We start from the raw sequence: 19,869 nt of genomic DNA, 5'->3' as shown, positions 1-19,869 counted from the left end.
GACGGCTGCTTCTTCTTGGTATAAATACCACTCGATACCGCCCGACAGCGGGCACAGACTTCGGACGTAGACGCAAACAGGGGACAGGCCGATGAAAGACCATGACGACATCCAGGCCCTGATGGCCAATATCGGAACGCGCGCCAAGGCCGCCGCAGCCGAGCTGGCCTTTGCCCCATCCGAGGCCAAGGCCCGGGCGCTGACCGCTGCCGCCGATGCGGTCTGGGCCCGGCGGGAAGAGATCCTTGCCGCCAACGACAAGGACATGGCCTTTGGCGCCGACAAGGGGCTGAGCCCGGCCATGATGGACCGGCTCAAGCTGGACGAGGCCCGGATCCAGGGCATCGTGGCCGGGCTGCGCGCCGTGGCCGGCCAGGACGATCCCGTCGGCGAGATCCTCACCGAATGGGACATGGACAGCGGGCTGCACATCCAGCGCGTGCGCACGCCGCTCGGCGTGATCGGCGTGATCTATGAAAGCCGGCCCAACGTCACCGCCGATGCCGGGGCGCTCTGCCTGAAATCGGGCAATGCGGTGGTGCTGCGCGGCGGCTCGGAGAGCTTTCATTCCTCGACCGCAATCCATGCCTGCCTGGTCGACGGCTTGCGCGCCGCGGGCCTGCCCGAAGACGCCATCCAGCTGGTGCCGACCCGCGACCGTGCGGCCGTCAGTGAAATGCTGACCATGACCGACACGATCGACGTCATCGTGCCGCGCGGGGGCAAGGGGCTGGTCGGGCTGGTGCAGCGCGAAGCGCGGGTGCCGGTCTTTGCCCATCTCGAAGGCATCGTGCACATCTATCTCGATGCTGCGGCCGACCCGGAAAAGGCGCTGAAGGTCGTGCTGAACGCCAAGACCCGGCGCACCGGGATCTGCGGGGCGGCCGAATGCCTGCTGATCCACCGCGCGCTGGTCGACACGATCGGCCAGGGGGTCATCCGCGCGCTGATCGACGCCGGCATCGAGGTGCGCGCCGATGCGGCGCTGCAGAAGATCGACGGCACCCGGCCGGCCGGGGCCGAGGATTGGGGGCGCGAATATCTCGACACGATCATCGCCGCCCGCGTGGTCGACGATATCGACGGGGCCATCGCCCATATCCGCGAGTTCGGCAGCCAGCACACCGATTGCATCGTCACCGAGGATGACGCCGCCGCCGCGCGGTTCTTCCAGCGGCTCGACAGCGCGATCCTGATGCGCAATGCCTCGACCCAGTTCGCCGATGGCGGTGAATTCGGCATGGGCGCCGAGATCGGCATTGCCACCGGCAAGATGCATGCCCGCGGCCCGGTGGGCGCGGCCCAGCTGACCAGCTTCAAGTATCTCGTGACTGGCGACGGCACGGTGCGCGGCTGATCCTCGGGCTGGGTGACCGGCCGGCCCATGGTCTGACCGGGCCGGCACATGCCCGTTGGCCGGGACAAGCACCGGGATCCTGTCCCGGTGCGCGGCCCGCGCGGGTCAGAATGTCATCTCGATCCGCTGGCCGGATGTCGTGACCTCAAGATGGCGCCCGGCATCGACCACGGCCATGGGCATCAGCCCGAATTGCACCAGCGCCGGGGTAATCTCGGCCTGGATGTCCGGATCGGTCAGCCCCGACCACAGCGCCGGATCCAGCACCAGCCGCTCGGCCTCGCCCGTCACCGACCAGCCCGGGCCCGGCCGGTCGACCCGGATCGTGCCGCCATAGGGCATCGCCGTTTCCAGGCATTGCACCGCCAGCAGCGCCAGCCGCACGTCGCAGCGCGGTTGCGGGTCCAGCGGCATCCACTCCAGGCTCAGCCGCCCGGCCTTGCCCATGTCGCGCAGCACGGCCACCACTTCGGACCGGGCGATCTGCTGATCGCCCGCCGCGCCATAGGCCAGCCGGAAGAACCGGATCCGCGCCTCGGCATTGCTGACACTGTCGGCGATCAGGCCCATTTCCGGCCCTTCGACCGCCCCGGCCATGTCCAGCAGTTCCAGCCCGTTGTGGATCGCCCCGATCGGGCTGATCAGGTCGTGGCAGATGCGCGACCCTATCAGCGCCGCCAGATTGTCGTTACCTTGTCCCATATGCCTTCCGCTTCCGGAGAATTGCGTGACCAACTTCAACTCCATACTCTCACCCGGCATGCGCGTGCGCCATCCCGATCATCCGGACTGGGGCACAGGCCAGGTCCAGTCCAACATCGGCGGCAAGGTCACCGTGAACTTTCCCGATGCGGGCAAGGTGGTGATCGACGGCACCCGGATCGGACTGCTGCCCGTCTTTGATGACGGATGATGGTTACTTAAAGGTTAACGCCGGCGGGGCCGCCTGGGCCCGGGCGTTAACGGCAGGCCCTTGCCATCGCAGCGACCCAGCGCCCGGGGGCCGGTTGCAACCGGGCCCGGCGCCGGGGTATCAGCGCCCAACACGTCACAGAGGCCCGCCGACCCATCATGCCTGACACGCCAGTCCCGGGCCCGTCCTTTACCGTTTCCATCGCCGAGACCCAGGCCGAGCTGCGCGCGGCCCAGGCCCTGCGCTATGATGTCTTCGTGCGCGAGCTGGGCGGCGGCGGAGAGATGGTCGACCACGAAAACGGGCTGGAGCGAGATGCCTTCGACCCGTTCTTCGACCACATGATCGTGCGCGACGACACGACCGGCGCGGTGGTCGGTGTCTATCGCCTGTTGCGCGGCGACATGGCCGACAAGGCCGGCCAGTTCTATTCCGAGGATGAATACGACCTGGCCCCGCTGCGCCAATCCGGCCGGCGGTTGCTGGAACTGGGCCGGTCCTGCCTGCATCCCGATTACCGCGGCGGGGCGGCCATGTTCCACCTGTGGACCGGGCTGGCCGATTACGTCGCCCGCCACGAGATCGAAGTGCTCTTTGGCACGGCCAGCTTTCACGGCACCGATGTGACCGCCCTGGCCGAACCGCTGTCGATGCTGCATCACAATCACCTCGCCCCGCCGGATCTGCGCGTGCGGGCCTTGCCCGGGCATTTCCAGCCCATGGACCTGGTGCCCGCCGACCAGCTCGACCGCCGGCGGGCCATGCTGGCCGTGCCGGCGCTGATCAAGGCCTACCTGCGCCTGGGCGGCACGGTGGGCGAGGGTGCCTTTGTCGATCATGCCTTCAACACCACCGATGTCTGCCTGGTGATGGATACCGCCCGGATGAACGAGCGTCAGAAGCGGCTTTACACCGGGCCCCAGGCCGGCACGCGATGAGCGCCACCTGGCAGTCGGACACGCCGCCCGATCCGCTGCGCATCACCCCGGCGGGCTGGCTGCGGGTGGTGGCGCGGGGGCTGCCCCTGGCGCTGCTGGTCTTCGGCGGGCTGGCCCTGCACCTGGCCTTGCGCCTGGTCGAACGGCCGCTGCACGGCGCCGACCGGCCCTGGACCCCGGCGATCACCTGTTTCGTCTGCCGCAACGCCCTGCGCCTGATCGGCCTGCCGCTGATCTGCCATGGCCAGGCGATGGATCATCCCGGGGCGCTGGTGGCCAACCATTCGTCCTGGCTGGATATCTTCACGCTGAATGCCGGCCAGCCGATCTATTTCGTGTCCAAGGCCGAGGTCGCGGGCTGGCCGGGGATCGGCTGGCTGGCCCGGGCCACCGGCACGGTGTTCATCGAGCGTGACCGCCGCCAGGCCCGCGACCACAACCGCCTGCTGCGCGCCCGGCTGGACGCCGGCCACCGGCTGCTGTTCTTTCCCGAGGGCACATCGACCGACGGGCTGCGCGTGCTGCCCTTCCGAACGACGCTGTTTGCGGCCTTCTTCGACGGTGACCTGGCCGCGACCAGCTGGATCCAGCCCGTTGCCCTGCGCTACCTGCCGCCCGAGGGCGCGCCGGCGCGGTTCTACGGCTGGTGGGGCGACATGGATTTCGGCGCCGGGCTGGTCAAGGTGCTGGCCCAGCGGCCGCAGGGCCGGGTCGAGATGGTCTTTTGCCCGCCGCTGCGTGTAGCGGATTTCACCGATCGCAAGGCGCTGGCGGCGGCCGCCGAGGAGGCCGTGCGCCACGCTCATTCACAAGCCGGCGAGCCGGGGTGATCTGCCCGCAAACCGGGCCACGCCAGATCGCGAAGCGCCACCGGTTTGTGATGACTTGTCAATGCCTTGGCGGCGGTTCTGCCGTTACATCTTGTCGGGCGGCGGATCCTGCCGCGCCTTGCCATCAGACAGGATGTTCCCATGTCCACCACCCTAATTGGTACTGCCTACCGCATCGACGATATCGCCTATGGCGCCGGTGACACGATTCCGGCCGGCACCACGCTGACCGCCGTGACCTTCCAGAGCGTCGATCCCGATGCCAATGACTTCCAGGTCACCCCGCCGTCGGTGATCTTTGAAGGCACGCCCAACGAGACCGTGCTTTTCCAGGCCGAAGAGATCACCTTCATCGCCGATGACATCGTGATCGCGACGCAATCGCCGACCTATGAATTCGTCAGCCTGACCACCGATGTGGGCCAGGTCTTTGGCATCACGTTTTCGGCCGGCGGTGATACCTATTTCCTGCCGCGCAACGATTTCGACGCCAGCGGGGTCACGACGGTGACCGGCGACAGCACGATCCGGGCCAATGACGTGGCATTCGACCAGCTGGATTTCGGCCTGTTGCCACCGGGGGCCACGGCCTACGAGGGGCTGGTCTTTGGCAGCGGGGCGATCGACGCGCCGGGGCTGGGCACGACGCGGGTGGTGATCGACACCGACGACACGCCGTTCAACCCCGGGGCCAGCACCGAGATCAACCCGTTCAACGCCGAGGTGCTGGTGACGGTGAGCTTTGCCGATGGCAGTTCGATTTCCGGGGTCGAGGCCTATCAGACCGGCTCGGTCGATTTCGTGAACAACCAGACCATCGACACCCGGGCCTATGCGATCGACGTTGCGGCCGTTGCGGCGGCGGGCCAGACGCTGGACGACGTGACCGGGGCCGCGTTCGAGACCTTTGCCAGCCATGACCTGACCTATGACGACATCGGTTTTGCCGCCGGTGATACTGCACCGGGTGGCGATGTGCCGGGCGAGGAGGTACCGCCGGCGCCCGGGCCGGACCCGGTGGTCGTGCTGATCGAAGGCACGGCGGGGGATGACCGGCTGGTGGGCAGTGCCGCCGACGAGGTGCTGATCGGCGGGGCCGGCAACGACCGGCTGACCGGGGGCGACGGGGCGGACAGCTTTGTCTTTGGGGCCGAGACCGGCGACGGCACCCGCCAACGCGACATCATCCTGGATTTCGATGCCAGCGAGGATGTGATCGTGCTGGAAGCCGGGGCGGAGATCGCGCGGGTGGTCGAACGCGGCGATGACGTGACGCTGATCCTCACCGGGGGCGAACAGGACCGGATCGTGCTGCGCGATGCCGATGCCGGGGTGCTGGATGCGGTGGTGCCGGTCGAGGACCTGTTCCTGGTCTGAGCCATTGCCCGACCGGCGGGGCGGTGGAGAGACCGCCGCCCCGCCCGTGGCCCGTGTGGAGTCTGACCTTGGGGAGCATAGGCCGGTGGAGGGGGCTGTGTCGGGTATTTGGGCCAAGAAGAAGCAGGGGCGCGCGCCCGGAATTCGGAGGTTGGCGCGGCGGCAGGGGGAGGACGGCCGGGCGGCAAGCTGTTGAATTTGCATGGGTGCAAGGGAGGAGGCGCGGCCGGGATTTTCAGGCCGTGCGATGACCGGTCTTTTGGGGTTGCGCGGGGGGGAGGCTTGGGCTATGTCCGCCGCCATCGATCCCGCTGGCGGGGATTGGGCCCGGTTCGGGGGAGACATCCCCGACGGTCCGCCGGTTGAGCATCTGCTCTGACCCCCGCCGAGGCATGAAACCGGAAAGGACGAGCAATGGCTCTTACTGACTTCACCATGCGTCAGCTGCTGGAAGCTGGCGTGCACTTCGGTCACCAGACGCAGCGCTGGAACCCGCGCATGAGCCCCTATATCTACGGCTCGCGCAACGGCATCCACATCCTCGACCTGACACAGACCGTCCCGATGCTGGACCAGGCCCTGCAGGTCATCCGCGACACCGTTTCGCGCGGCGGCCGGGTGCTTTTCGTCGGCACCAAGCGCCAGGCGTCGGCAGCCATCGCCGATGCGGCCGAGAAGTCGGCCCAGTATTACATGAACCACCGCTGGCTGGGTGGCACGCTGACCAACTGGAAGACCGTGTCCCAGTCGATCGCGCGCCTGAAATCCATCGATGAAGCCATGGATGCGGGTTTCTCGGGCCTGACCAAGAAAGAGCGCCTGGGCATGGAACGCGACCAGGAGAAGCTGCAGGCTTCGCTGGGCGGGATCCGTGAAATGGGCGGCGTGCCGGACCTGCTGTTCGTCATCGACGTCAAGAAAGAAGCCCTGGCCATCGCCGAAGCCAACAAGCTGGGTATCCCGGTCGTGGCCGTCGTCGACACCAACTGCAACCCCGAAGGCGTCGATTACGTGATCCCGGGCAACGATGACGCCGCTCGCGCCATCACGCTCTATTGCGAACTGGCCGCCAACGCCGCGCTGGAAGGCATGTCGGCACAGCTGGGCGCCGCCGGCGTCGACCTGGGCGAGCTGGAAGAAGGCCTGGGCGAAGAGCTGGCCGTCGAAGGCGAAGAGGCTGCTCCGGCCGAAGAGACCCCGGCCGAGGCCTGAGCCCCGGCCCGCGGATCGCGATCCGCAGGGATGGCGGCCCGGTCCGGCTCTGCCGCGAACCGGGCGCTGTCACGGAAATGACATGCGGGGCGGGGTATTCCCGCCCCAAACGCAAACTGAACGTGAGGAGAGCGCCAGATGGCAATCACCGCAGCAATGGTCAAGGAACTGCGCGACAGCACCGGCGCAGGCATGATGGACGCCAAGAAGGCCCTGACGGAAAACGACGGCAACATGGAAGCCGCCGTTGACTGGCTCCGCACCAAGGGTCTGGCCAAGGCGGCCAAGAAATCCGGCCGCACCGCAGCCGAAGGCCTGGTGGCCGTGGCCATCGACGGTGGCAAGGGTGTCGCGGTCGAGGTGAACTCGGAAACTGATTTCGTCGCCAAGAACGCCGATTTCCAATCCATGGTTCAGAAGATCGCCGACGTGGCGCTGACGGTCAGCGACGTTGACGCGCTGAACAACGTGGAAGTGGGCGGCAAGGCCGTGTCGACCATGATCACAGACGCCATCGCCACCATCGGCGAGAACATGTCGGTGCGCCGCATGTCGTCGATCGAAGGCGAAACCGTCGTGTCCTACGTGCACAACGCCGCCGCACCCGGCATGGGCAAGATCGGCGTGCTGGTTGCCATGACCGGTGGCGACGAGGCCTTTGGCAAGCAGGTTGCGATGCACATCGCCGCCGTGAACCCGGCCGCGCTGAACGAAGACTCGCTGGACCCCGACGTTGTCGAGAAGGAAAAGCAGGTCCAGATGGACATCGCCCGCGAGAGCGGCAAGCCGGAAGCCGTCATCGAGAAGATGATCGTCGGCCGGATGAAGAAGTACATGGCCGAAGTGACGCTGGTGAACCAGTCCTTCGTCGTGAACCCCGACCTGACCGTCGGTGCCGCAGCCAAGGAAGCCGGCGCCGAGATCACCGGTTTTGTCCGTCTCGAAGTCGGCGAAGGCATCGAGAAGAAGGAAGAGGACTTTGCAGCCGAGGTCGCCAAGGCAGCCCAGGGCTGATGGCCCCGGCCGGGCGCCTGGCGTCCGGCGCTGCAAAACCTCTGCAAGATCAGGAAACCCGGGTGCTGCGGCGCCCGGGTTTTTCGTGTGGGATCGGTCAAGGGTGGTGAAGGGGAAGCGCGCCCGGGCAATGGGATGCGGGCCGCCGAAAAGGCCGGTCGCGGCAACATACGCCCCGAAAATCAGCCCCCAAAACCAGAACCGGACGATGCGCCTGCATCGCCCGGCCTCCGCAAAAGAACGCGGTACTGGTTACTGGGGAACTGGAGCCGCGCAAAAAGCGCGGCCCCAGTTGTCTGCGCGGCCCCGTGTGACAATGGGGATGGGGCGGGGCCGTCCAGACCCGATCCGAACGCGACTAATATGCGCCCAAACCGGTCCGGCTAAGCCGGAAGAGCCAGAGAGCCCCGCAATCTCGGGGATCTTGACCCAAAAGTTCCATGGCCAAAGCCACCACTCACGGAACACGCCCAAATTGCTGTTTTTGTTCGTTAAACGGTAGTCCGGGATTCCTTACCATTGGTTAATTCCCGCGACTGTGGCGGCAAAACATCAATGAATTCATGCGGTTGTTAACGCGCGGAAAATATTTTCGTAACTTTTGAAGCATTTTCCACGGTTGAATGACGCCAATCAGCGCCAGGAAGCCGGCGTGTCAGGCTTCCATCACGAACATCTGGTTGTGCAGCGCGGCCTTCAGCACGGCCTGGGCCGTGGTTTCGACGGCCAGCGCCTCGCGGGCGAGTCGCAGGTGTTTCTCGACCGTGGCCGAGGTCAGGCCCATCAGCAGCGCGATGTCCTGGGTCGTCTTGCCGTCGCCCACCCATTCCAGCGCCTCGCGCTGGCGCTTGGTCAGCGACCGGGTGGGCGTGGAATAGGGCAGGGTGAGGATCTTGAGATGGGCGATGTTGTTCATCAGCTGGATGTCCTCGCCGCTCTTCTTCCAGATCTTGTCGACCTCGGCCTGGGTCAGGCCCGGCTTGGCGGCCAGCGAAATGGCCCCCTTCGACCGGCCCGAGACCGATTTGAAGCTGACGGTATAGCCGGCGGTCACGTCGAACCTGGAATTGAACTCGTAAACCTTCAGCTCTTCCTTGGACATCTTGTCGGATTTGAACATCTGCTGGATGACCTGCCAGCTGCAGGCGCCTTCGTTGTTCAGCGCCCATTGGGTCATCGGGGCGTGGAAATAGCGCCCCTCGTCCATGAAGCCGCGAATGTAATCGCGGCTGTGGTTGGTCAGGACGATGAAATCCTCGGGATCGCCCAGCGAGGTTTCCGTGCGGTAGCGGGTGAACCCGTAGATCAGCCGGTCAAAGCCGAATTCCGCCATCTTCTGCGTATGCGCAGACCACAGGTCTTCCAACGAAGGGGCGTTGGTCAGGTAAAACAGGTAGTCGCGCAATGTCATGGTCCCTAATCCTCCTTCGTCAGGTGCCCGTGCAACGCGTCGAGGGCCAGAATATAGCCCTGCGGACCGAAACCGCAAATTTGTCCCAGGGCAACAGGTGCGATGTGCGACACGTGTCGAAAGGATTCCCGGGCGTGTATGTTCGACAAATGTAGCTCGACAACCGGCAATTCGACAGAAGAAAGCGCGTCGCGGATGGCCACGGATGTATGGGTCAGGGCCCCCGCATTGAGGATGATACCATCCCGGACGCCGCGGGCCGCGTGAATCGCGTCGATCAGAACGCCTTCATGGTTGGACTGCACGAATTCCAGCTCCATGCCCAGAGAATCGGCATGGGCCCGGCAATCGGCCTCGATCATGGCGAGCGTCGTGCGCCCGTAGACCTCGGGTTGACGTGTGCCCAGCAGGTTGAGGTTGGGCCCGTTCATGACCAGTACCGATGACATCTTGCGTCACTCCTTGCGGTATGTGTTCAGGCAGGAAGGGACACGACCGCGCAAGGCCTGGGGCCTTGGCCCCGCCGGCGGTCAGATGGTGCGATCCCTGCGGTACGTCGTTCTCATGACGGCGCGGGGAATACAACCATTCCGAGCCAGTCCGCGACCAGAGCGGGCGTGTCGCGGCCGTCGATTTCGACGGTCAAGACGTTTTCCCGCAACAACTCGGTCGCCGAGCGTTTTTTGGCCGATTTGACGGTGAAACGGCCGCGCAGGCGGCATCCGGCGGGCACCGGGGTGAGAAAGCGCAGCTTGTTGAACCCGTAGTTGATGGCCATGACCTGGCCGGGCAGCGGCGGAAAGCAATCATAGGCAAATCGGCTGGCCAGCGAGAGCGTCAGGAAACCATGGGCGATGGTCCCGCCAAAGGGGCTTTCGCTGGCGGCCCGGGCAGGGTCGACATGGATCCACTGGTCGTCATGGGTGGTCTCGGCAAAGCTGTCAATCATGGCCTGGTCGACGGTGATCCAGTTGGACACGCCGATTTCCAGGCCGATCTTGGCCTCGGTGGCGGCCAGGGCCGCGTCGATGGGGGATGTCATGGGGGATGTGCTCCTTTGCTGGGTGGCGGGCAAGGCCGCGGATGTCAGGCCGGATCGGGCGCCAGGCGCACCATGCGCTTGCCCCGGTTGTCGCCGGCCAGCAGGCCGATCAGCGCGGCGGGGGCCTGGTCCAGCCCTTCGGCGATATCCTCGACCACCTTGATGCGGCCGTCGTCGACCCAGCGGGTCAGGTCGCGCAGGGCCTTGGGGTCGTCGGCCGCATGGTCCATCACGATGAACCCTTCCATCCGCAGCCGCTTGACCACGACCAGGCCGGGCAGGTTGCGCGGGCCGCTGGGGGCCTCGCCGTCATACTGGCTGATCGCCCCGCAACAGACCACGCGGCCGCGCAGGTTCATCAGGAAGAGCGCGGTTTCCAGCACCCGGCCGCCGACATTGTCGAAATAGACGTCCACCCCGTCCGGGCAGGCCGCCCGCAGGGCCTTGGCAAAGCCCGGGTCGCGGTAATCGAGGCAGGCGTCAAAGCCCAGCTCCTCGACCACCCAGCGGCATTTCTCGGGCCCTCCGGCGATGCCCACGGCCCGGCAACCCATGGCCCGGGCGATCTGGCCGACATAGCCGCCCACGGACCCGGCGGCGGCCGAAACCAGCACCGTTTCGCCGGCGACCAGCCGGCCGACGCCGACCAGCCCGTGCCAGGCCGTCTTGCCGGCGATGCCATAGACCGACAGCAGGTGGCTGAGCGGGCGCAGGTCGGGCATCTTCTGCACATCCCCGGCGGGCAGACAGAGTTCCTCGCACCAGCCGGCCTCGGCGGCGACGATGTCGCCCGGGGCCAGGCCGTCGGCCCGGCTGTCGATGACCTCGCAGATGGCATAGGTCGGCATGACATCCCCGGCCTGCACCGCCGCGCGATAGGTCGCGCCCTGCAGCCAGGACCGGTTGGCTGCGTCGATCGACATCAGGATCACGCGCAGGTGCACCTGGCCCGGGCCCGGCACAGGAGCGGGCACCTCTTCGAGGCGGAAATGCTCGGCGCCCAGCGGGCCCCGGGGCAGCGCGGCCACGACGATCTGTTTCATGCGATGTTCCTTTTGCGGTGGCGCGGCCCGGGTCGGGGCCGGTAAGACGGGCGGGGCCGGCAAGACGAGAGCGCGGCCGGTATGACGAGACTGGCGCCGGCACGACGGGCACAGGGCCGGCAAGATGACAGCCGGGCCGGCAAGACGGGCGCGCAGAGGCACCAAAGGGGCAGGGGACAGAGCAGATGACCGAAACCGGAACCTATCCGCAAAGGCGCTATCGTCCGCCGGCAGGGGCCTGCGACATGCTGCTGATCCGGCACGGCGCGTCGGAGCCGGCCCATCCCGACCGGCCCTTTCCGCTCAAGGACGGCCATGGTGACCCGGCGCTTGCGCCCGAAGGCCAGGCCCAGGCGCAACAGGTGGCGTCCCGGCTTGGCGGCCATCCGATCGACGCGCTCTATGTCACCACCCTGCGGCGCACCCACCAGACCGCCGCGCCGCTGGCCCGGGCGCTTGGCCTGACGCCGGAGGTCGAGCCGGACCTGCGCGAGGTGTGCCTGGGCGAGTGGGATGCCGGGATCTACCGCAAGATGGTGGCCGACAATCACCCGGTCATCCAGCGCATGCATGAAACCCAGGATTGGGGCGTCATCCCCGGGGCCGAAAGCGCGGCGATCTTCGGGGCCCGGGTGCGCGCCGGGATCGAACGGATCGCCGCTCGTCACGGTGGCCAGACCGTGGCCGTCGTGGCCCATGGCGGCACCATTGCCATGGCGTTGGCCCTGGCGGCGGGGGCCGGGGCCTTTACCTTTACCGGGGCCGACAATGGCTCGATCTCGCGCCTGGTCATCGCGGACGGGCGCTGGATCATCCGGGGGTTCAACGATTGCGCGCATCTCGACGGCTGATCAGTCGAAGGTGATCACGACCTTGCCCGTCACCCGCCGGTCGGCCATGGCCTCCAGCGCCTCGCCGGCGCGGTCGAGCGGGTAGCGGGCGGTGATGCGCGGGCGGATCTTGCCGTCGCTGTAGAGCGCGAACAGCTCGTAGACATTGCGCCCGTGACCCTTGGGGTCGCGCATGACCGATGCGCCCCAGAACACGCCGACGATCTGGCAGGATTTCAGCAGGGTCAGGTTGAGCGGAATTCGCGGGATGCCGGCCGGAAAGCCCACCACCAGGTACCGCCCGTCCCAGCCCATCGAGCGGATCACCGGCTCGGCATAGTCGCCGCCCACCGCGTCATAGGCCACGGTCACGCCCTTGGGGCCGGCCAGTTCCTTCAGCCGGGCCGACAGGGCCTTTTGCGCGTCGCGGTCCATCTCGCGCGGATAGACCACCGTCTGGTCGGCCCCGATCTTGCGGCAGAAGGCGGCCTTGTCGTCCGAGGACACCCCGGCGATGACCCTTGCGCCCATGGCCTTGCCCAGCTCGATCGCCGCCGCGCCCACGCCGCCCGAGGCGCCCAGGATGAACAGCGTGTCGCCGGGCCGCAGGTATCCCCGGTCCTTGAGCGCGTGATAAGACGTGCCATAGGTAAAGACGAAACAGGCGGCCTCGTCGAAGGGCATGTCATCGGGGATGCGCGTGACCTTGCCGGCCTCGGCACAGACCTGTTCGGCAAAGCCCCCATGGCCGGTCAGCGCCAGCACCCGGTCGCCCGGTGCCAGCCCCTTGACCCCGGCGCCCACCGCGTCGATCACCCCGGCCACCTCGCCGCCCGGGGCAAAGGGCCGGGGCGGTTTCATCTGGTAGAGATCGCGGATCATCAGCGTGTCGGGAAAGTTCACCCCGGCGGCGCGCACCGCGATGCGCACCTCGCCCGGGCCGGGTTCGGGCACCGGCATGTCGGCCAGTTCCAATGTTTCGGGACCGCCGACGGCGGTGCTCAGCATGCACTTCATTCTGTCCTCTCCCTGGCCTCCCCCTGGGCCTGCTGCTGCCTCCCGGGCCCTGGTCCCGTGACGCGCCGTCCCAGTGATCCTGCGGCATATCCGGGTTGTCAACGTAAATTCGAAATGCAATTCTGCACTGCGAAACTCATCATGCCGCTACGGGAGGACAAGGCGCGGCGGATGCATGACGGGCGGGCCGCTGCGGGTCGGCACGGACCACACCCTGCGCCATATTCCCATATCTGACGTCTCTGGAAAGGATTTTCATGACACCGGATTCCCTGTTTTCGCTCGAAGGCAAGACCGCTTTGGTGACCGGCGGGGCGACGGGCATCGGCCGCATGGCCGCCGAGGCGCTGGTGTCCGCCGGCGCCCGGGTGCTGATCGTATCGCGCAAGGGGGATGCCTGTGCCGCCGCCGCGGAGGAGATCAACCGCCTGCAGCATCCCGGCACGGCCGAGGGCTTTTCCGGCGATGTCGGCTCGCAGGAAGGCATCGACGCGCTGGCCGGCGAGATCGAGGCGCGCTGCCCGGACGGACTGCATATCCTGATGAACAATGCCGGGCGGACCTGGGGCGCGCCGCTAGGGCGGTTCCCCTACCTGGCCTGGAACAAGGTCATGTCGCTGAACGTGACCGGCGTGTTTCACCTGACCCAGGCGCTGCTGCCGCTGCTGCGCAAGACGGCGTCGATGGATGACCCGGCGCGGGTGGTCAACCTGGCCTCGGTCATGGGCGAGGTGCCGATCGGCGACGGGGCCTATTCCTATTCGGCCTCCAAGGCGGCGGTGATCCACATGACCAAGATCCTGGCCGTCGAACTGGCCGGCGAATTCATCACGGTCAACGCCCTGGCCCCGGGGCCGTTCCTGTCGAAGATGACGGCCTTTGCCGTGGGCGAAGAGGACAAGGCGGCCAAGGTGGCCGGAGACGTGCCCCTGAAACGGCTGGGCCGCAAGGAAGACATCGGTGGCTGCATGCTGTTCCTCTGCGGGCCTGGCGGCGGTTATGTGACCGGGGCGGTGATCCCGGTGTCGGGCGGCATCAACGTGCAGGTCGGCAGCAATATCTTTGAAAAGGCAATGGATTAGGGAGCAGGGACCATGGGGGAGGAGATCCGCTTTGACGGCCGGGTGGCGATTGTCACCGGCGCGGGCGTGGGGCTGGGCCGGTCGCATGCGCTGGGGCTGGCGGCCCGCGGCGCGCGGGTGGTGGTCAACGACCTGGGCGTGTCGACCGATGGCCAGGGCGGATCGGGTTCGGCCGCCGAACAGGTGGTCGACGAGATCCGGGCCATGGGCGGCCAGGCCATGGCCCACGGGGCCGACGTGGCCGATGCCGGGCAGGTGGCCGACATGGTCGCCCGCACGATGGAGGCCTGGGGCCGCATCGACATCCTGGTCAACAATGCCGGCATCCTGCGCGACAAGACCTTTGCCAAGATGGACCTGTCGGATTTCCGCAAGGTCGTCGAGGTCCACCTGATGGGCTCGGCCACGGTCGCCCACACGGTCTGGCCGATCATGCGCGAACAGAAGTACGGGCGCATCGTGATGACCTCGTCGGCCTCGGGCATCTACGGCAATTTCGGCCAGTCGAACTATGGTGCGGCCAAGATGGGCGTTGTCGGGCTGATGAACGTGCTGGCTCTGGAAGGCGCGCGGGACAACATCCGGGTCAACACCCTGGCGCCCACGGCCGCCACGCGCATGACCGAGGACCTGCTGCCGCCCGAGGCGCTAGAGGTGCTTCAGCCCGAGACGATCACCCCGGGGCTGCTTTACCTGGTGTCCGACGATGCGCCGACCCGGGTGATCCTGGGCGCCGGTGCCGGGGTCTTTGCCCAGAGCCGCATCTACGAGACGCCGGGTGTGCTGCTGGAAGGCGCGGACAACACGCCCGAGGGCGTGGCCGCATCCTTCGGGGCCATCCACGACGGGACGGGCCAGCGGGAATTGCCCGATGCCTTTGCCCAGACCCGCAAATTTGCCCGCAAGGCGGCCGAGGCCCGTGGCCTCGTGCTGCCCTGGGGCGAGGACTGACCGGATCGACGACGCCGGCCGGGCCGACGCCCGGGCCGGTGAATTGACAGGGACCACAGGATCTTAGGGAGGATCTTTCATGCGTGACGCCGTTATCGTGTCTACCGCCCGCACCCCCATCGGCAAGGCCTACCGCGGGGCATTCAATGCCACCACGCCCCAGGCGTTGCTGGGCCATGCCGTGTCCCATGCCGTGCAACGCGCGGGGATCGAGCCGGGCGCAGTGCAGGATTGCATCGTGGGCTCGGCCCTGCAGCAGGGCCATCAGGGGGGCAACATCGCCCGCCAGGGCGCGCTGGCCGCCGGGCTGCCGGTCACCGTGGCGGGCATGTCTCTGGACCGCCAATGCGCCAGCGGCATGATGGCCATTGCCACCGCGGCCAAGCAGGTGGTGACCGATGGCATGGACGTGGCCGTTGGCGGCGGGGTGGAAAGCATCTCGCTGGTCCAGACCCCCGACATGCGGGTCAGCCGCGACCCGGGGCTGGTGGCCACCAAGCCCGAGATCTACATGACCATGCTGGAGACGGCCGAAACCGTCGCCGCGCGCTATGGCATCAGCCGCGAGGCCCAGGACGCCTATGCCGCCCAGTCGCAGGCCCGCACCCACGAGGCCCAGCAGGCCGGCCGGCTGGATGACGAGATCGTGCCGATGACCACGGTCATGAAGATGCAGAACCGCGAGACCGGCGAGATCACCGAACACGAGGTCACGCTGGCCAAGGACGAGGGCAACCGCCCCGGCACCACGGCCGACAGCCTGGCCGGGCTGCAACCGGTGTTCAAGGACGGCCTCCACATCAAGGAAGGCGGCTTCATCACCGCCGGCAATGCCTCGCAATTGTCCGACGGGGCTTCGGCCGCCGTGGTGATGGAGGCCAGCCTGGCCGAGCGGCAGGGGCTGGAGCCGCTGGGCCGCTACATCGGGGTCATGGCCGCCGGGTGCGAACCCGACGAGATGGGCATCGGCCCGGTCTTTGCCGTGCCCCGTCTGCTTGAGGCGCATGGGCTGAAGATGGACGACATCGGCCTGTGGGAGTTGAACGAGGCCTTTGCCGTGCAGGTGCTCTATTGCCGCGACACGCTGGGCATCCCGGACGAGCTGCTGAACGTCAACGGCGGGGCGATTTCCATCGGCCATCCCTATGGCATGTCGGGCGCGCGCATGGTCGGCACGGCGCTGATCGAAGGCAAGCGGCGCGGGGCGAAATACGTGGTCTGCACCATGTGCGTCGGCGGCGGCATGGGGGCGGCCGGCCTCTTCGAGGTGCTCTGATGGGCTGGTCCCGCGACGAAAGCCACCTGCCGGCGCAATTGCGGGGGCTGCGCACCCCGCTTGTCGGCTCGCCCATGTTCATCATCTCGGGCCCCGAGCTGGTCATATCCCAGTGCAAGGCGGGCATCGTGGGGTCCTTTCCCGCGCTGAATGCCCGCGAGGGCGAGGGCGAGCCGCCGCTGCTGGATGCCTGGCTGACGCGGATCAAGGAAGAGCTGGACCGCCACAACCAGGCCAACCCCGACCGGCCCGCCGCGCCTTATGCCGTCAACCAGATCGTGCACCGGTCGAACGCCCGGCTGGAACGCGACATCGAGATCTGCGTGAAGCACGAGGTGCCGATCTGGATCACCTCGCTTGGCGCGCGGGTCGAGGTCAACGAGGCCGCGCATTCCTGCGGGGGGATCACCCTGCATGACGTGATCAACGACACCTTTGCCCGCAAGGCCATCGACAAGGGCGCCGACGGGCTGATCGCCGTGGCCGCCGGCGCGGGCGGTCATGCCGGGATGCAATCGCCCTTTGCCCTGGTGCGCGAGATCCGCGACTGGTTCGACGGCCCGCTGCTGCTGTCGGGGGCCATTGCCAGCGGCGCGGCCCTGCTGGCCGCCCGGGCCGTGGGGGCCGATTTCGGCTATGCCGGATCGCCCTTCATCGCCACGCACGAGGCCAATGCCGATGCGGCCTACAAGCAGATGATCGTCGACAGCGGGGCCGAGGATATCGTCTATTCCTCGCTCTTCACCGGGGTGCATGGCAATTACCTCAAGGGGTCGGTGCGCAATGCCGGGCTGGATCCCGATGACCTGCCATCGGCCGATGCCTCGTCGATGAATTTCGGCGACGGTTCCTCCAAGCCCAAGGCCTGGAAGACGATCTGGGGGTCGGGCCAGGGGATCGGCGACGTGCGCGCCGTGACCGGCGCAGGCGAGCTGGCCGAGCGCATCGGGGCCGAATACCGTGCCGCCGGGGCGCGGCTGGCCGCCGAATTTGCCGGTGGCACCGGGGCCGACGGGGGCTGAGATGGCCGAGCTGATCGTCGTGCGCCATGGGCAGGCCCGGTTCGGCAGCGCCGGGGCCGGGGGCTATGATCAGCTGTCCGACCAGGGCGTGGCCCAGTCGCGCCTGCTGGGCGAGGTGCTGCGCCGGGCCGGGCTGCGGCCCGACCGGCTGATCACCGGCAGCCTGACCCGGCAAAAGGACACGCTGGCCCATATGGGCTTTGACGGTGCGCCCGAGGAACACGCCGGCTTCGACGAATACGATTTCCACGACCTGCTGCACCAGCGTTTCGGCGGGGCGGTGCCCGACATGGTCCTGCGCGACCGCAAGGCGCATTTCCGCACCCTGCGCGACACGCTGGGTGACTGGCAGGCCGGCGGGTTGGCCGGGGCGCGTGAAAGCTGGGCGCAGTTTGCCCAAAGGGTCGAGGCCGCCCGCCGCCATGCCACCCGGCCGGGGGCCGATTGCGTGCTGGCGGTCAGTTCGGGCGGGCCGATCGGCCGGCTGGTCGCCGCCTGCCTGGACGCGCCCGACGCGATGATGATCACCCTGAACCTGCAGGTGCGCAACACCTCGGTGACCCGGTTCATCTTTACCGGATCGGGGCGGTTCATTCTGAACGAATTCAATGCCGTGCCGCATTTCATGACGCCCGATGGGGCGCCGTTGATGACCTATAGCTGAGGGGCTGCGATGACGACCGATACCCAGACGCTCGACACCGGGGCCGTGGGGGCCTACCTGGCCCAGCATCTGCCGGGCTTCGAAGGCCCGATCGAGGCGCGCAAGTTCCAGACCGGCCAATCCAACCCGACCTTCCTGCTCAAGACCCCGGCGCATGACTATGTTCTGCGCCGCAAGCCCCCGGGAACATTGCTGAAATCCGCCCATGCCGTGGATCGCGAATTTCGCGTGCAACAGGCGCTGGCCGGGTCCGACGTGCCGGTCGCGCGGATGCACCTGCTCTGCGAGGATGACGCGGTGATCGGCTCGGCCTTCTACGTGATGGACCACGTGCCCGGGCGCAATTTCTTCGATCCGGTGATGCAGGGTGAGACCAATGCCACCCGCGCGGCGGTGATCACCGACATGAACCGCGTGCTGGCCGCGCTGCATGATGTCGACGTGGCCGCGGTGGGGCTGGCCGATTATGGACCGCCGGGCAATTACTACGAACGCCAGATCGGGCGCTGGACCAAGCAGTACCGCGCCTCGGAAACCGTGGATGTGCCGGCGATGAATGCGCTGATCGACGGGCTGGGCCGGGCGATGCCCGCCGATGACGGCCAGCGCGGGCTGGTCCATGGTGATTACCGCATCGACAACATGATCTTTGATGCCGACCGGCCGGTCTGCCGGGCGGTGCTGGACTGGGAGCTGTCGACCATCGGCCATCCCTATGCCGACCTGGCCGCCGTCATCATGCAATGGCAGATGCCCGCCGGCACCGAGGGCCGCGGGCTGGCCGGGATCGACCGTGTGGCGCTGGGGCTGCCGTCGGATGCCGAGTTCGTGGCGATGTATTGCGAGCGACGGGGCATATCGGGTATCGACAATTTCGGGTTCTACCTGGCCTTCTGCTTCTTCCGCATGGCGGCCATCGTGCAGGGCGTCCTGAAACGGGCGCTGGACGGCAATGCATCGAACCCGGACCGCGCCATGACGCTGGGCAAGTACGTGCCGGCCTTTGCCGAGGGCGGATTGAAGGCATTGAACGGATGATCCGCCATGGATGACGACCTGACCGCAGTTCCCGACGATCCCGAGAAGGATCGCAACTTCATCACCGCGCTGGCGCGTGGGCTGGACCTGCTGCGGGCCTTCAAGCCGGGCGAGACAGAGCTGACCAACACCGACCTGGCGCTGCGCACCGGCCTGCCCAAGCCCACCGTCTCGCGGCTGACCTACACGCTGTGCCAGCTGGATTACCTGGCCGTCGACCCGCGCAGCGGGGGCTATCGGCTGGGCGCCGGGGTGCTGCAGCTGGGCTATGGCGTGCTGGCCGGGATGGAGATGACCAAGCGGGCCCAGGCGGTGATGAAGGACCTGCAATCGGGGCCCAACACCTATACCACCGCCGCCCTGGCCGAACGCCACCGGTTCCACGCGATCTACGTGGCGGTGCTGGCCTCGGGCGAGGATATCTCGTTGCAGCTGCACGTGGGCTCGCGCCTGCCGCTCTTTCGCTCGGCCATCGGGCGGGCGATGATGATCGCGCTGCCGGCCGAGGAACAGGCGCGGATCTTTGCCCGGGCCGCCGACGAGGACCCGGACGGCGACGGCGAGCGGCGCGACCAGATCGCCACCGCACGCGACCAGTTCCGCAGCCGGGGATATGTCACCGGCTATGGCGAATGGCGGGCCGATGTGAACGGCATTGCCGTACCCGTCACCTCGCTGGACGGGCGGCGTGTCTGGGGGCTGAACGTGGGCGGGCCGTCATTCCATGTCTCGCCCGAAGAGCTGGAAGGCACCTATGCACCACGCCTGATCGCCGCCGCCCAGAGCCTGGGACCCTTTTCGCCCGATTCGGCGTGAAATCAATCATTTGAGCCCAGCGGGACATTGTTCCGC

General features: G+C 67.3%; 21 protein-coding genes. 15 read left to right on the top strand and 6 right to left on the bottom strand.

What is annotated here, in order from left to right:
* The first annotated feature begins 91 nt into the window (after positions 1-91).
* Complete coding sequence (locus ACK3BB_RS14085; RefSeq protein ID WP_428925277.1) at positions 92-1,357, top strand: glutamate-5-semialdehyde dehydrogenase; 1,266 nt, start codon at positions 92-94, stop codon at positions 1,355-1,357.
* Positions 1,358-1,462: 105 nt separating this feature from the next.
* Here the strand turns inward: ACK3BB_RS14085 and ACK3BB_RS14080 are convergent, their stop codons facing one another.
* Positions 1,463-2,059, bottom strand: coding sequence for a histidine phosphotransferase family protein (locus ACK3BB_RS14080; protein WP_428925276.1), 597 nt, complete (start codon positions 2,057-2,059; stop codon positions 1,463-1,465).
* 58 nt (positions 2,060-2,117) lie between these two features.
* Here ACK3BB_RS14080 and ACK3BB_RS14075 point away from each other — a divergent pair, with 58 nt between their 5' ends.
* From ACK3BB_RS14075 to tsf, 6 genes are all read left to right on the top strand, one after another.
* Positions 2,118-2,270: a DUF3553 domain-containing protein gene (locus ACK3BB_RS14075; protein ID WP_428928741.1), complete on the top strand. Its 153-nt coding sequence runs from the start codon at positions 2,118-2,120 to the stop codon at positions 2,268-2,270.
* A 158-nt stretch (positions 2,271-2,428) separates the two neighbouring features.
* Positions 2,429-3,208: a GNAT family N-acetyltransferase gene (locus ACK3BB_RS14070; protein WP_428925275.1), complete on the top strand. Its 780-nt coding sequence runs from the start codon at positions 2,429-2,431 to the stop codon at positions 3,206-3,208.
* Entirely contained in the window at positions 3,205-4,038 is an 834-nt protein-coding gene (locus ACK3BB_RS14065; RefSeq protein ID WP_428925274.1) for a lysophospholipid acyltransferase family protein, read from the top strand. Before ACK3BB_RS14070 ends, ACK3BB_RS14065 begins: the two co-directional genes overlap by 4 nt.
* 141 nt (positions 4,039-4,179) lie before the next feature.
* Positions 4,180-5,415, top strand: coding sequence for a M10 family metallopeptidase C-terminal domain-containing protein (locus ACK3BB_RS14060; protein WP_428925273.1), 1,236 nt, complete (start codon positions 4,180-4,182; stop codon positions 5,413-5,415).
* A gap of 414 nt (positions 5,416-5,829) precedes the next feature.
* A complete protein-coding gene (gene rpsB / locus ACK3BB_RS14055; protein WP_428925272.1) occupies positions 5,830-6,627 on the top strand; it encodes a 30S ribosomal protein S2 in 798 nt (265 codons plus the stop codon).
* 138 nt (positions 6,628-6,765) lie between these two features.
* Positions 6,766-7,641, top strand: a complete 876-nt coding sequence (tsf, locus tag ACK3BB_RS14050; protein WP_428925271.1) for a translation elongation factor Ts — start codon at positions 6,766-6,768, stop codon at positions 7,639-7,641.
* Positions 7,642-8,296: 655 nt separating this feature from the next.
* Here tsf and ACK3BB_RS14045 read toward each other — a convergent pair.
* The 4 genes from ACK3BB_RS14045 to ACK3BB_RS14030 form a co-directional block, all read right to left on the bottom strand.
* Positions 8,297-9,052, bottom strand: coding sequence for a LuxR family transcriptional regulator (locus ACK3BB_RS14045; RefSeq protein ID WP_428925270.1), 756 nt, complete (start codon positions 9,050-9,052; stop codon positions 8,297-8,299).
* 5 nt (positions 9,053-9,057) lie between these two features.
* Complete coding sequence (gene aroQ, locus ACK3BB_RS14040; protein WP_428925269.1) at positions 9,058-9,501, bottom strand: type II 3-dehydroquinate dehydratase; 444 nt, start codon at positions 9,499-9,501, stop codon at positions 9,058-9,060.
* Between the two features lie 113 nt (positions 9,502-9,614).
* Positions 9,615-10,094 (bottom strand): MaoC family dehydratase, encoded by a 480-nt coding sequence (locus ACK3BB_RS14035; protein ID WP_428925268.1) that lies wholly within the window; start codon positions 10,092-10,094, stop codon positions 9,615-9,617.
* Positions 10,095-10,138: 44 nt separating this feature from the next.
* A complete protein-coding gene (locus ACK3BB_RS14030) occupies positions 10,139-11,137 on the bottom strand; it encodes an NADP-dependent oxidoreductase (protein ID WP_428925267.1) in 999 nt (332 codons plus the stop codon).
* Between the two features lie 185 nt (positions 11,138-11,322).
* Here ACK3BB_RS14030 and ACK3BB_RS14025 point away from each other — a divergent pair, with 185 nt between their 5' ends.
* Positions 11,323-11,988 (top strand): histidine phosphatase family protein, encoded by a 666-nt coding sequence (locus tag ACK3BB_RS14025; protein WP_428925266.1) that lies wholly within the window; start codon positions 11,323-11,325, stop codon positions 11,986-11,988.
* Here ACK3BB_RS14025 and ACK3BB_RS14020 read toward each other — a convergent pair whose 3' ends face one another.
* On the bottom strand, positions 11,989-12,984 hold the full coding sequence (locus tag ACK3BB_RS14020) for an NADPH:quinone oxidoreductase family protein (RefSeq protein WP_428925265.1): 996 nt from the start codon (positions 12,982-12,984) through the stop codon (positions 11,989-11,991). It abuts the gene before it with no gap.
* A 257-nt stretch (positions 12,985-13,241) separates the two neighbouring features.
* Between ACK3BB_RS14020 and ACK3BB_RS14015 the strand changes: the two genes are divergently transcribed.
* From ACK3BB_RS14015 to ACK3BB_RS13985, 7 genes are all read left to right on the top strand, one after another.
* The gene (locus ACK3BB_RS14015) at positions 13,242-14,066 is read left to right on the top strand and encodes an SDR family oxidoreductase (protein WP_428925264.1); all 825 of its coding nucleotides are present in this window, start codon (positions 13,242-13,244) and stop codon (positions 14,064-14,066) included.
* A gap of 12 nt (positions 14,067-14,078) precedes the next feature.
* Positions 14,079-15,017 carry an SDR family NAD(P)-dependent oxidoreductase gene (locus ACK3BB_RS14010; RefSeq protein WP_428925263.1) on the top strand — a complete coding sequence of 313 codons (939 nt, stop codon included), beginning with the start codon at positions 14,079-14,081 and terminating at the stop codon, positions 15,015-15,017.
* Between the two features lie 79 nt (positions 15,018-15,096).
* On the top strand, positions 15,097-16,293 hold the full coding sequence (locus ACK3BB_RS14005) for an acetyl-CoA C-acyltransferase (RefSeq protein ID WP_428925262.1): 1,197 nt from the start codon (positions 15,097-15,099) through the stop codon (positions 16,291-16,293).
* A complete protein-coding gene (locus ACK3BB_RS14000; RefSeq protein ID WP_428925261.1) occupies positions 16,293-17,315 on the top strand; it encodes an NAD(P)H-dependent flavin oxidoreductase in 1,023 nt (340 codons plus the stop codon). The genes ACK3BB_RS14005 and ACK3BB_RS14000 overlap by 1 nt, the downstream gene beginning before the upstream one ends.
* A gap of 1 nt (position 17,316) precedes the next feature.
* The gene (locus ACK3BB_RS13995; protein ID WP_428925260.1) at positions 17,317-17,979 is read left to right on the top strand and encodes a histidine phosphatase family protein; all 663 of its coding nucleotides are present in this window, start codon (positions 17,317-17,319) and stop codon (positions 17,977-17,979) included.
* Positions 17,980-17,988: 9 nt separating this feature from the next.
* Positions 17,989-19,017 (top strand): phosphotransferase family protein, encoded by a 1,029-nt coding sequence (locus ACK3BB_RS13990; RefSeq protein ID WP_428925259.1) that lies wholly within the window; start codon positions 17,989-17,991, stop codon positions 19,015-19,017.
* 6 nt (positions 19,018-19,023) lie between these two features.
* Complete coding sequence (locus ACK3BB_RS13985; protein ID WP_428925258.1) at positions 19,024-19,833, top strand: IclR family transcriptional regulator; 810 nt, start codon at positions 19,024-19,026, stop codon at positions 19,831-19,833.
* Positions 19,834-19,869: the final 36 nt, after the last annotated feature.

Origin of the sequence: Marinibacterium sp. SX1 (genome assembly GCF_050389775.1) — a bacterium.
Lineage (GTDB): Bacteria > Pseudomonadota > Alphaproteobacteria > Rhodobacterales > Rhodobacteraceae > Marinibacterium.
This window is presented reverse-complemented; position numbering and strand designations above follow the sequence as displayed.